The 11,440-nt window shown below is 45.1% G+C and carries 13 protein-coding genes; 8 read left to right on the plus strand and 5 right to left on the minus strand.

Annotated elements, in window-relative coordinates:
• Window positions 1–86 precede the first annotated feature (86 nt).
• From ACPW7N_RS14400 to ACPW7N_RS14415, 4 genes are all read left to right on the plus strand, one after another.
• Window positions 87–1,757 (plus strand): DNA repair helicase XPB, encoded by a 1,671-nt coding sequence (locus ACPW7N_RS14400; RefSeq protein WP_425651798.1) that lies wholly within the window; start codon window positions 87–89, stop codon window positions 1,755–1,757.
• Between the two features lie 84 nt (window positions 1,758–1,841).
• Window positions 1,842–2,411 carry an RNA polymerase sigma factor gene (locus ACPW7N_RS14405; protein WP_425651799.1) on the plus strand — a complete coding sequence of 190 codons (570 nt, stop codon included), beginning with the start codon at window positions 1,842–1,844 and terminating at the stop codon, window positions 2,409–2,411.
• Window positions 2,392–3,765 (plus strand): hypothetical protein, encoded by a 1,374-nt coding sequence (locus ACPW7N_RS14410; RefSeq protein WP_425651800.1) that lies wholly within the window; start codon window positions 2,392–2,394, stop codon window positions 3,763–3,765. Before ACPW7N_RS14405 ends, ACPW7N_RS14410 begins: the two co-directional genes overlap by 20 nt.
• 88 nt (window positions 3,766–3,853) lie before the next feature.
• The gene (locus tag ACPW7N_RS14415; protein WP_425651801.1) at window positions 3,854–4,264 is read left to right on the plus strand and encodes a hypothetical protein; all 411 of its coding nucleotides are present in this window, start codon (window positions 3,854–3,856) and stop codon (window positions 4,262–4,264) included.
• Between the two features lie 73 nt (window positions 4,265–4,337).
• Here ACPW7N_RS14415 and ACPW7N_RS14420 read toward each other — a convergent pair whose 3' ends face one another.
• Together ACPW7N_RS14420 and ACPW7N_RS14425 are read right to left on the minus strand one after the other, a co-directional pair.
• On the minus strand, window positions 4,338–5,321 hold the full coding sequence (locus ACPW7N_RS14420) for an ABC transporter permease subunit (protein WP_425651867.1): 984 nt from the start codon (window positions 5,319–5,321) through the stop codon (window positions 4,338–4,340).
• Window position 5,322: 1 nt separating this feature from the next.
• Window positions 5,323–6,258 (minus strand): ABC transporter ATP-binding protein, encoded by a 936-nt coding sequence (locus tag ACPW7N_RS14425; RefSeq protein ID WP_425651802.1) that lies wholly within the window; start codon window positions 6,256–6,258, stop codon window positions 5,323–5,325.
• Window positions 6,259–6,414: 156 nt separating this feature from the next.
• On the opposite strand from ACPW7N_RS14425, the gene tnpA reads away from it, so the two are divergent.
• The 4 genes from tnpA (at window position 6,415) to ACPW7N_RS14445 (ending at window position 8,712) form a co-directional block, all read left to right on the plus strand.
• Window positions 6,415–6,846 (plus strand): IS200/IS605 family transposase, encoded by a 432-nt coding sequence (gene tnpA / locus ACPW7N_RS14430; RefSeq protein ID WP_425651803.1) that lies wholly within the window; start codon window positions 6,415–6,417, stop codon window positions 6,844–6,846.
• Complete coding sequence (locus tag ACPW7N_RS14435) at window positions 6,830–7,285, plus strand: RNA-guided endonuclease InsQ/TnpB family protein (protein ID WP_425651804.1); 456 nt, start codon at window positions 6,830–6,832, stop codon at window positions 7,283–7,285. The genes tnpA and ACPW7N_RS14435 overlap by 17 nt, the downstream gene beginning before the upstream one ends.
• Before the next feature lie 43 nt (window positions 7,286–7,328).
• Window positions 7,329–7,778: an RNA-guided endonuclease InsQ/TnpB family protein gene (locus ACPW7N_RS14440; RefSeq protein ID WP_425651805.1), complete on the plus strand. Its 450-nt coding sequence runs from the start codon at window positions 7,329–7,331 to the stop codon at window positions 7,776–7,778.
• A 139-nt stretch (window positions 7,779–7,917) separates the two neighbouring features.
• Window positions 7,918–8,712, plus strand: coding sequence for a GDSL-type esterase/lipase family protein (locus tag ACPW7N_RS14445; RefSeq protein ID WP_425651806.1), 795 nt, complete (start codon window positions 7,918–7,920; stop codon window positions 8,710–8,712).
• A gap of 4 nt (window positions 8,713–8,716) precedes the next feature.
• Here the strand turns inward: ACPW7N_RS14445 and ACPW7N_RS14450 are convergent, their stop codons facing one another.
• The 3 genes from ACPW7N_RS14450 to ACPW7N_RS14460 all read right to left on the minus strand — a co-directional run bounded on the left by ACPW7N_RS14450 (window position 8,717) and on the right by ACPW7N_RS14460 (window position 11,320).
• Window positions 8,717–9,958: an MDR family MFS transporter gene (locus ACPW7N_RS14450; protein WP_425651807.1), complete on the minus strand. Its 1,242-nt coding sequence runs from the start codon at window positions 9,956–9,958 to the stop codon at window positions 8,717–8,719.
• A 135-nt stretch (window positions 9,959–10,093) separates the two neighbouring features.
• A complete protein-coding gene (locus ACPW7N_RS14455; protein WP_425651808.1) occupies window positions 10,094–10,933 on the minus strand; it encodes a YtnP family quorum-quenching lactonase in 840 nt (279 codons plus the stop codon).
• Between the two features lie 90 nt (window positions 10,934–11,023).
• Window positions 11,024–11,320 carry a hypothetical protein gene (locus ACPW7N_RS14460; RefSeq protein ID WP_425651809.1) on the minus strand — a complete coding sequence of 99 codons (297 nt, stop codon included), beginning with the start codon at window positions 11,318–11,320 and terminating at the stop codon, window positions 11,024–11,026.
• Window positions 11,321–11,440: the final 120 nt, after the last annotated feature.

Raw genomic sequence — 11,440 nt, forward strand, 5'->3', positions numbered from 1 at the left:
TAGACTAGCATTTTTCGCCAAAATTTTATTTTCCACTACATTCTATGATACCATGGGGCAAAGCAGGTTGTACGAGGTGTTTTCCTATGTCTTACCATCCACATCTACCTTTGATTGTTCAAAGTGACAGGACCATCCTACTCGAGGTGCAGAATCCTTTGTTTGCTGATGCAAGAAAAGCATTGATCGGATTCGCTGAGTTGATTAAAAGCCCGGAGTATATTCATACATATCGGATAACACCCCTGTCGCTATGGAATGCAGCAGCAAGTGGTTTCTCAAAAGATCAGGTAATTGATTCTCTCATGGAATACAGCAAATTCGGGATTCCACCTGTCCTTGTGAAAGAAATCAATGATACCTTTACTCGTTATGGACTGATCCGCTTGGAACGCAAAGGAGAGTCCTATGTTCTCACTAGCGAAGATGCAGAGGTACTTGCCGAAATCATGAGCTACCGTTCGCTACAACCATACATTTCGGAACAAATTTCCGCACATGAAATGAGCATTGTACCTTACTCAAGAGGTATAATCAAACATGAATGCATGAGATTAGGATACCCCGTTCAGGATATTGCTGGATATTCCGAGGGGGAATCGTTGCCGCTTGCCCTTCGTTCGACAACGACACAGGGCAAGCCACTCCAGATTCGGGACTATCAGAAAGACGCCGTACATGCCTTCTACGCTGAAGGTTCCGCATATGGAGGAAATGGCGTACTTGTCTTGCCCTGTGGGGCAGGTAAAACCATCATTGGCATCAGTACCATATGTGAAGTGCAGTCTGCTACATTGATTCTGACTACCAATACAGCATCTGTCCGCCAGTGGATTGATGAGTTGCTGGATAAAACCGATCTGGGGCCTGAATCTATCGGTGAGTATACGGGTGAACAAAAAGACGTAAAGCCGATAACGGTTACTACTTATCAGATGTTGACCTATCGTCGCAAATCAGATGATGATTTTCCCCATATGCAGCTATTCCATCAACGAGACTGGGGACTACTGATTTATGATGAAGTCCATCTGCTACCGGCTCCTGTTTTCCGCATGACAGCCAATATCCAGGCCAAACGTCGGCTCGGGCTGACTGCCACACTCGTTCGGGAAGACGGAAAAGAAGATGAGGTCTTCTCATTGGTTGGTCCGAAGCGTTATGATATGTCTTGGAAAGAATTAGCGGAGCAAGAGTGGATCGCTGACGCCGTGTGCAAGGAAATCCGTCTGCCATTTGATCCAAAATGGCGGGAAGCTTACGCCTGCTCTCCACTGAAACAAAAATATCGGATTGCCGCAGAAAATCCACGTAAGCTGGACGTTCTAAAAAAGCTTTGTGAAAAACACGACAAGGATCAAGTGCTCATCATCGGCCAATATATTGATCAATTGGAAACCGTTGCCCGGGAGCTGAAGGTTCCTTTGATTACTGGCAAGGTAAAGGAGCAGGAACGGATCCAACTTTATCAACAGTTTAAAAAGAAAGAAATCACCTGTCTTGCTGTTTCCAAGGTAGCCAATTTTGCCATCGACTTGCCGGATGCCAATGTTGCCATCCAAATTTCCGGCACATTCGGATCAAGACAAGAGGAGGCCCAGCGATTAGGCAGAATCCTTCGTCCGAAGCAGGACAACAACAGAGCAACATTTTATACACTGGTCACCAGAGATACTTGTGAACAGGACTTTGCCGCCAAACGCCAATTGTTCCTGATAGAGCAAGGCTATCAATACGAAAGCTTGGAAGAACATTAATTTCCACCAGATTTTTTTAAAAAACGTGAAACACAGACAGAAAAAGAATCGTCTCAATTATAGGGAAGGGAGGCCGGAAGATCGATGCAATCGGATAACGAAATTATCCAGCAGATCTTACAAGGGGATCTCGAAGCATACCGTGACTTAATCCAGAGATATCAACGAATGATCTTCGTCTTTATTTATAAAATGGTTAACAACCATTCGGATGCGGAGGACTTGACGCAGGAGGTATTCGTCAAAGCCTACGAAAAACTCTCTTCCTATCGAGGGGACAGCCAGTTCTCCACCTGGCTCCACACCATGGCAAGAAACCGTACTATTGATTTTATCCGCAGACGCAAATTTCACGATTCTGATGAGCAATTAGCTTACATTCCATCCCAAGCGAGAGATGAATCGCCACAGGAATCACTTCTTGGAAAAGAACAGCGACGTGAAATCGAGAGAGCCTTTTCTCAGCTCTCCGACTCTTATCAGGAAGTGATCGTGCTTCGTTGTACCCATGAATATCCATTTGATAAAATTGCTTCTCTACTAGGTGTGGCGGAATCAACCGCACGTGTCCGTTATCTTCGAGCTCGTCAAGAATTGGCAAAAATACTTCAAAGAACGGAAGGAGGGCTCGTCCATGAACTGCCAGGAATTTAGAGACAATTGGATACAGGGTAATGACGAGGCTACTCACTCCCACATCGAAAGCCATATTGAAACGTGTGATGATTGCCTTCTCTGGATTGAGGCATACAGTTTACGCGATGAGGAGGTTACGTACTTGAAAGAGTTTCCACAGCCTTCTCCCCAGCTAGAGGAACGAATTATGCAGGCGATCTACGAAACGGCCAGAACTGCAGTAATGCCACCTCATTTGGCTGCACAACAAGATGTGACGATCGAGAAGCGTTCATTTACCCGTCCTCGCAAGTTTTTCTCAGCTTCAACCGTTTGGATTGGTGCAGCGGCTGCCATCTTTGCTATCGGCCTGATTACGTGGCCTCAAGTGAATCAACAACTGGAGCAACAAGCAGCACCATTGGCTTCTGTTCGAAATTTACCGGCACAACAGTCTGCATCGAATGATGCGAGTCCAGCACCAAACGAAAGCACCACGGCACCAGCAGCCTCACCAGAAATGGGTACTGCCATGGCGCCGCCAGAAACAAATGCAGCAGTACCAAACACGACAGCACCAAGCGAAACACCTGTGGAGGCACCAGCAAACAGCCAACCATTGCTTAAACAACCGCAAGCCCTGTCATCCAACAGTGTAGCAAAAACAGATATGAGTTCACGCAGCAAACAGATTCAACAGAATACACCAGCGTCAGATTCTGCTCAAGCGAAAAAAGCTCCACCGGCAACGACCACTGAACCTGAATCCAAAGTTCCGATGTTCGCACTGGCTCCCCTCAACCCTGAAGGTGCGAAGATCGATCCGAATCAGTCACCTCAGACGATTGCACCGGATGAGCCGCAAACACCTGACAGCACTCCTGCTGATTTGCTTGATGGTGAGTTTAATACACTATCGAGCACGTCCTTGTCGGATACAGCAGCAAATGTTACCGTTTCAACGTTCACGGAGATTGAAACCGCTGTACAAGCATCTGATCTGCCAATTCCAGCTCTCGGCCAATCGTCGAATGGGTATCGACTCGACTCTCTTTCCTTGCGATACGAGTCGCAGACGAGCAAACATGTCATCGGTCTGTCTGGCGTATATACCAACGGCAGCAATCAGGTAGCGATTGAAGTAAATCCGGTAGTTGGAGAAAGATCCCTCTCCATTCCTGGTACATTCGCTGACCGGAAGCTCTTTACTATAGACGGAAACCAGGCCATTGCGGTAACCTACAAACTCGACCCGACAAGTTCAGCGAATGAGCATGCTGTCCACTTCATGACATCAGAGAATAACACACAGTTGTACGTGATTCTCTCGGGTCACGGAGGCAGTCTGGATCAATTGATTGATTTGGCGAAGGGAATTACGTGGAAAAAGTAACTGCCTAGATACTACAAAATAGCTGACAACGCAATCAGACGCTTTCATCCAAAACGGAAAGCGTCTTTCTTTTTAAGGAGAGATACGCTTGTCAAAAAAACGACTGGTATTCATTTTTATATCGATAGGTTTAGTGCTTTTACTCTGTTTGGGATATTACTCCTATCGCCTCGTTCCCTATACATATATCCCCTACGACGAAAGCTTGTTCAAAATCATATCAGTTAAATCAAAAGATGGAGTTAATGTTTTTACGATTGATACTCACGCCCGTGGCAGAGTTTATCAAATTGCTTTCCACAACTGGAGGCTTCCTCAAAACATTAGCGTGGTCTCCAAATCTGGTGTGATTCACGTATTTTTTGAAGAACAACAAAATTCCCAACAAACTCGAGATACAATCATATCTTTTGAGGCAGAAAGTGATCCGAGAGCGATAAAGTTTTATCAAAATGGCAAACTGGTTGGCTCCCAAAACTTCTTCTATGCTGTTGAATAAGTCACGAAATTGCAGGCAAGTATGCAAAAAAGTAAGCAGCATAGCGAACTATGTGCTTACCTTTTTATTAATTTTAGGTTGTCACATCTCTTTTGATAAAAACTGCATACGACACAACAAGAGCGACAATGGCCCAAACAGACAGGACTGTTAACGAAAAGGGCAATGTCATTCCTTTAATTGGCGGCAACGAGCCTGCCAGATAGTCCGTCAGTTGCAGGTTGACGATAAACAGATATTTGGCACTGTCCCAAGAGGAAGCCATCTGGGTCAAAATCGAGCCGCTGATCAACGCTGCCATCATGATACCCATCCCTGCGGCAGCACTGCGGATCAGTACCGACACCATAAATGAAATCGTCCCGACCACTATGCAGACGAACCAACCCAAACCGTATTGCATCAGCAGATACTGCCACTGTGGCAGCATGAACACCGATGAGGTATCCAATTCGCCTGCAACTACTTTAAACCCGGTCAGCACGGGCATATCCCATCCCCGGTATCCAAACACAACACCTGAGATCAAATATGACATGACCAATGCCAAAAGTACAGTTAACGAGGTAAATAAAAGTAGCGTAATATATTTGCTCGTCAGTATCTTCCACCTTCGAACGGGCCGGGTTAAAAGCAGTTTGATCGTACCCTCACTGTGTTCAGCTGAAATAAGATCGACGGCCAGTACGACAATCATCATCGGCAAAAACAGCGAGACTGCCTGGTCCATAAACGCACGGGAGAATGTTGGTCCTCCAGGAGCATCCGGATTGATGTCGTGATCGAGATAATACTGTTGTTGCTGTATGTTAATTTTGATTAGCTCTCTCCACTCTTCTGGAAGGCGGCTGGAGGACAGTCGGTTCGTCATATCGACGATTCGTTGCTGGAGCATTGCCCGCCAATCCGTAGTGCCCATTCTTTCCTGGACAGTAAGAACCGACTTATACTGCGCATATGTGAAAATCGGGATTAATATGGCCAGAATCAAGACGACTACCAGGAAACGGCGTCTACGTAATATTTTCAATGTCTCATTCTGCACAAGTGCTTGCATATTACCTGCCATCCTGGTCACCACCGCCTGTCAATGACAAAAATAGATCTTCCAATGTCACGGTCTTGTTGCCAATCCCCCGGACCGAGACACCTGCATGAACCAACGTTTCATTCGCCTGCGAAATTTGTTCAAGATCCATTCGGCATTTCACTAATTTGTTGTCTGTCACCCAGACTTCCGAAACATAGGGAAGTGACCGCAGTGTCTTCATTCCTGATTCTACTTGTTCAGTATCGAATTCCCATTCTACCTGATCAGCGAATTGTTCCATCAGATCCTGAACCAATCCGACCGAAATGACCTTGCCTTTGTTAATAATCGCTACTCGATCACACATCATCTCAATTTCACTTAGTAAGTGGCTGGAGATAAATACCGCAAGCCCTTCCTCCTCGGCAAGTTTGCGGATAAATAGACGGAGTTCCCGGATCCCCGCAGGATCAAGCCCATTGGTTGGTTCATCCAGGATGAGCACTTTGGGTTTATGTAATAGCGCCTGAGCAATTCCCAGACGTTGTCGCATCCCGAGAGAGTAGGTTTTCACCTTATCGTCAATCGCCTGCTCGAGATCAACAAACCGAATCACCTCCTGGATCCGCTCTGGTGTCACATCACCGCTCATGCGGGCAAACATCTCCAGATTTTCTCTGCCAGTCAGAAATTTGTACAGCTCGGGATTTTCTACGATACAGCCTACCTGACGAATCGCCTCGGGAAATTGCTTGTGCAGATTGTACTCGCCGATCATGATCTTGCCAGATGTAACGGATGCGAGCCCGACCAGCATGCGGATGGTCGTTGTCTTCCCTGCTCCGTTGGGGCCAAGGAAACCAAATACCTCTCCCGCAAAAACATCAAAAGTAATATCCTGAATAATCTTTCGTTTTCCAATCACCTTTTGTAAGTGAGAAACGGATAATACCACTTCAGTCATGCATTCTCACCTTTCTTGCTCCCATTTGCGAGCTTGTTCAATGCCCCTTTATGGGATTAGCAGGTCAATGAATTTTAACTCACTCTAAAGACTACATGTAGTTGAAATATGTCTTGAATAATAGGCTTTCAATCGTATATATGTTATACTATATGTATGCCAAAAGCAAACATTAAACATGCTAGAACATGTGTCTACAACGTCAATTACCACATTATTTGGTCGGTCAAGTATCGTCATGCTGTATTATCAACAGAAATCGAAGCCTATCTGAAAAAAGTGTTTCACGAAATTGCACAGGATAAAGGGTTTGAACTGGTCATGGTGGAGGTGGAAGAAAAAGACCATGTTCATGTATTTGCTTCTGCACACCCAAAAGTAGCCCCATCGTATATCGTCAAAATGTTAAAGGGCATATCGGCTCGGAAATTGTTGTTGAAGTTCCCACAACTCAAGAAAAGACTGCGGGAAGGAAATCTTTGGAATAACAGCTTCTTTATCGAAACCATTGGTTCTATTTCTGAACAAGCTATCAAGAAATATATTGAAAATCAAAAGAAGGGAACGAGTGATGATACGAACCCTTAAGTTTCGATTGTACCCAAATAAGCAGCAACAAGAACATATTCGCTTCACATTGGAGCGTTGTCGTCTTCTGTACAATCGACTACTGGAAGAACGAATACATGCCTACAAAGAAAATAATGAATCGCTAACGTACCATCAACAAAAAGCAACCTTGCCTGAAAGAAGGAAGCATATTCCTGGATTAAAGCAAGTACATTCGCAAGTGCTCCAAAACGTTGTAGAGCGATTGGACAAGTCGTATCAAGCGTTCTTTCGGCGTGTCAAAAATGGTGAAAAAGTCGGATTTCCACGATTCAAGCCACAAAGCCAATATAACTCTTTTATCTATCCACAAAGTGGTTTTGCAGTAAAAGGAAGATATCTCAAGCTTAGCAAAATTGGTTCTGTACGAATACGATTACATCGCAATATCGAAGGGAAAATAAAGACATTTTTTTGACTCCCCCCAATATTTGCGAAAGAGTGAGCGAAAGCTGAAAGACTTGCAACGTGCTGTAGCAAAAAAACAACGAGGTTCCAAGCGGAGACAAAAAGCTGTTCAACATCTGGCGAGATTGCATCAACGTATTGCTCTCCAACGGAAAGATTATGCACACAAAGTTTCACGTCAACTGGTCAATCACTATCAGTTGATTGCAGTTGAAGATTTGAATGTGCAAGGGATGGCGAAAAACCACAACCTTGCCAAAAGTATTGTTGATGCTGGATGGAGTCAACTTGTGCAATTCGTGATGTACAAGGCTGAAAGTGCTGGTCGTCAAGTTGTACAAGTCAACCCATACAACACATCTCAACAATGCTCCAACTGTGGAGAAATCGTGAAGAAATCATTGTCGGAACGGCTTCATCGTTGTTCCTGTGGCTATGTGAATGATCGTGATGTAAACGCTACACGCAATATCTTGCAAATGGCCTTACAGAAAGTGTCGTAGGAAATGAACGAGGCTAGGAACTAGCCTTCAAGGAGGGACAAGGTTACGAGTCCCGTTGATTTGAGAAACTCATTAATTTTATTGATGAGAGGTTCACTATACCATGCACTCATATAAATAGAAAAAAGGAGGCACTCATATGCGCCCCCCTGCAAGCAATCTGTTATGGCGAAGCATTGGCATTGTCGCCTTCGCTTCCTTCTTATTACTGGTTACCGGATTTGCTCTCGCTCTCAAACCTGAAGTTCTTGCTCCCGCAAAACCAACTGCTCCTTCAACGAATCAACCTGTCGAGACAGCGCCACTGCCCGAAACCAATACACTGCGTGTGGTCTCTCTCGGTGATTCATTGACTAGAGGTACAGGTGATGCGGAGGGTCTCGGATATGTAGGAAGAGTTCGACAAGCACTGGAAAAGACGAACAAGCAATCGATCACCCTTACCAATCTGGGCATTAACGGACTGAAATCGGATGGATTGGTAGAACAACTTCAACAGGCACAAGTGAAAAAACTGCTGAAAGAAGCCAATCTCATCCTGTTTACCATCGGCGGAAACGATTTGTTCCAGTCGAGTGGCGGACTTCGCGAACTGGATCGCAAAAAAGTAGAGCAAGCAACTGTTAAACTGGCGGATAATTACACCGCTATCCTGCGGGAAATCCGGGAGCTCAACCCGAAGGCAACCGTTGTCTACAGCTCGTTATACAATCCATTTGGGGATACGGAGGCTGCAATCGAAACCACGACTCCAGTCCTTGCCTGGAACAATCAGGCCAATCAAATTGCCGCACGCTACCAAAAAGTAATCGTGGTTCCTACCTATGATCTCTTCTTTGCGAAGGAAAAAAAGTATCTGTATTCCGACCATTTCCATCCAAACAGCGACGGCTATATCAAAATGGCGGATCGAATCATTCAAGCATTGCAATAGTTGATTAAACAGCAGGTTGATCGGAACGAACCGCTTTCAGCTCTTGCCCTGTCACACGCTGATATTGCCGCTTGCCACCCCAAAAGAACAGGGTACTGCTCATCGAGATCGCTGCAACCAGAAGAAACAGCGGTGTGCCACCGTAGGATGACAACACCAGACCACCCATCCAAGGACCGATGAAGTGCCCAAGGTTGCTGAAGCTTTTGGCTCCGTAGTACGTGCCTCTCATGTGAGCTGGTGCCAGACGATCAATAAACACATCCGACGCAGTAAACGTCAGGATTTCACCAAACGTAAAGAATACCATGGCAATGATGAAATAAGTCCAGTTGTCGGCAAAGGCGAACCCAACATCGCCAATGACATACATAATGTTCCCCGCCAGGATGCTCTGCAGCGGGGATCTTTTTTCGCCCCATCTGGTCAAAGGCAGCTGCATCAACACGACGACCACCGCATTGACACTCATTAAAATCGAAAACAGGGCAACCCCGTTGGGAACGGTCATCTCTACGAACTTGGAGAGACTGCCTGACATTTGCGAATAGCCGATTGCACCAAGCGCACCACCTACCACAAAGAAACGGAATGCGACATCGCTTACCACGACATTCCATGCGCCTCCAAACGTGATCTGCTCCTTTTTCTGTCCTTCAATTTGACGAATTCCGAATCGGTTAAGCAAATACTGCAGGCTAATGACGTAAATCGTATAAATAATTGCTGTCATGAGGAACGGCAATGCCCCGTCTCTCGTAGCCAAAATCGCTCCAATAATCGGCCCAACAGCCACACCAACGTTAATCGCTGTATAACGGAGGGCGAAAACCCGATATCGCTTCTCAGGCGTGGTCAAATCAGCCATTAACGCTTGTGAAACCGGCTCGTAAAAGGATCGACAGAGGCCGCCGAGCATACTCAGAAAGATAAAAAAGAGCGTTCCGCTTCCGAATGCGAAACCAAGAAACACAAATGTCCAAACATACAACGCTCCCAAAAGCACCTTCCTTCGACCGAACATATCTGACAGTGTCCCGCCAACAAATCCCCCTACGGTACCCGCAAGCGAACCAGCACCGACTGTCAAACCAATCGTACCTAAATCCATGTCTGTCGTTCTGGAAAGGTAAATAAACAAGAAAGGCATACTCATCGAACTGGCTGCTCGAACGAAAATAGTACCAACCAACAGCGAATGAATAATGGGATGAAACTCTTGTAAAAAATCACGAACCCTACCCAAGCTCTCCACCCCTTCCAACTGTTCTGCCAAAACATATCAACATAACAGTCATTCGGATTTTTTCTTATTGTAGAGACCCGAGTATGGTTCGTCAATTGTTAATCAACACTTTTTTCATGAAAAAATAATATTTCTTTATTTTATCTCCATCTTTTCAACAATTTCATTTTGCTCATTCCACTTCACTGCCCGATACACAGCATCATGGTAAAAGCTAAACCATGCCCCTGCCTGAATCCCATCCTTAATCCATTTTTCCTTGGCAAAAATGGACGCCATCGGATAGTCATCATATGCCATGACCCAAAGTGAATTCTGATGAGCATGAGTTGGCAGGATATCAGCCAGATGCAGCAGAATCTCCCCCTCACTCTCCAGTTTCACAATCGAGTGTCCCTGACTGTGTCCGCCTGTATGGTGCAGCTCGATGCCCGGCAAGACAGTCAATTTTTCTCCAAAGGTTACCACCTGTTGTTCAATCGGTCGCCAGTTTTCTTCCCAGTATGTATTGCGGGAACGAATATTTGGATTTCTCATTTCTTCCCACTCTTGTTCCTGAACATAGATTGTGGCTTTCGAAAAGGTGGAAAACAGTTGCTCTCCTTCTTTGGATACCAATCCGTTAGCATGATCGTAATGCATATGTGTCATCAATACGTAATCGATGTCATCAGGAGATAAGCCTAATTTGGCCAAAGACTCTTCCACTCGAGATTCTTCTGCCAGTCCGAAGTTGCGCTTTTGTTTATCCGTAAGACGATTTCTACCCATCCCTGACTCGATCAGGAGGTGCTTGTCTCCTACTTGGACCAAGATTGGATCTGCTTTTAATGGAATCTGGTTCAGTTCATTCGAGGGATAGCGTTTGCTCCAAAGAGGTTTGGGCACGACGCCGAACATCGCTCCGCCGTCAAGCTGCGTAAGGCCCCCATCTAACCAGTGCAAGCGAAAATTTCCTACTGTCAATTGATTCATTCTGTCGCCTCCTAAACAAGATACTCGTCTCTATTATGACTGATTACAAAAAAACCACCAATACCGACGTGCGGATTGATGGCCTTCTTTCTACATTTTTTCTGTAAGAGTTACCGTGCGAAGTGTTGCCGATACCTCAAGCAAGATGTCACTTGAAACAGCTTGGATGGTCAGATTTGACTCAATCTTTTTATGAGTCAACGATAATTGGGCTATTTTTTCATTATCTTTATAAAGACTTATGAGGGTTTCACCGGGTCCAGAATTGCCGCCTGCGATAACTTTAAAGCTAGTCGTGAGGTAGAATATCCAACCTTCCACATTGACCGTCTTGTCTTTACAGTATAAAAAATGACGCTTCCCTAATAGGATTCCGTTATCATTCATGGCGACGCCACCCTTCTACTCCCATGGTATAAAAATTATATGTATGTGATTCTATTTAACAATTATTTTTGGGGAAAAGGAATAGATTCGACAAAACATCTAAAATCTTGACATGTCAAA

This window comes from Brevibacillus nigriterrae (assembly GCF_049846925.1).
Classification (GTDB): Bacteria; Bacillota; Bacilli; order Brevibacillales; family Brevibacillaceae; genus Brevibacillus_H.

What these genes read in the sequence shown, in the direction of transcription:
- tnpA (WP_425651803.1), top strand. Translation starts at nt 6,415, where the DNA reads ATGCCAAAAGCAAACATTAAACATGCTAGAACATGTGTCTACAACGTC.
- ACPW7N_RS14455 (WP_425651808.1), bottom strand. Translation starts at nt 10,933, where the DNA reads ATGAATCAATTGACAGTAGGAAATTTTCGCTTGCACTGGTTAGATGGG.
- ACPW7N_RS14405 (WP_425651799.1), top strand. Translation starts at nt 1,842, where the DNA reads ATGCAATCGGATAACGAAATTATCCAGCAGATCTTACAAGGGGATCTC.
- ACPW7N_RS14435 (WP_425651804.1), top strand. Translation starts at nt 6,830, where the DNA reads ATGATACGAACCCTTAAGTTTCGATTGTACCCAAATAAGCAGCAACAA.
- ACPW7N_RS14400 (WP_425651798.1), top strand. Translation starts at nt 87, where the DNA reads ATGTCTTACCATCCACATCTACCTTTGATTGTTCAAAGTGACAGGACC.
- ACPW7N_RS14410 (WP_425651800.1), top strand. Translation starts at nt 2,392, where the DNA reads ATGAACTGCCAGGAATTTAGAGACAATTGGATACAGGGTAATGACGAG.
- ACPW7N_RS14460 (WP_425651809.1), bottom strand. Translation starts at nt 11,320, where the DNA reads ATGAATGATAACGGAATCCTATTAGGGAAGCGTCATTTTTTATACTGT.
- ACPW7N_RS14425 (WP_425651802.1), bottom strand. Translation starts at nt 6,258, where the DNA reads ATGACTGAAGTGGTATTATCCGTTTCTCACTTACAAAAGGTGATTGGA.
- ACPW7N_RS14420 (WP_425651867.1), bottom strand. Translation starts at nt 5,321, where the DNA reads ATGCAAGCACTTGTGCAGAATGAGACATTGAAAATATTACGTAGACGC.
- ACPW7N_RS14445 (WP_425651806.1), top strand. Translation starts at nt 7,918, where the DNA reads ATGCGCCCCCCTGCAAGCAATCTGTTATGGCGAAGCATTGGCATTGTC.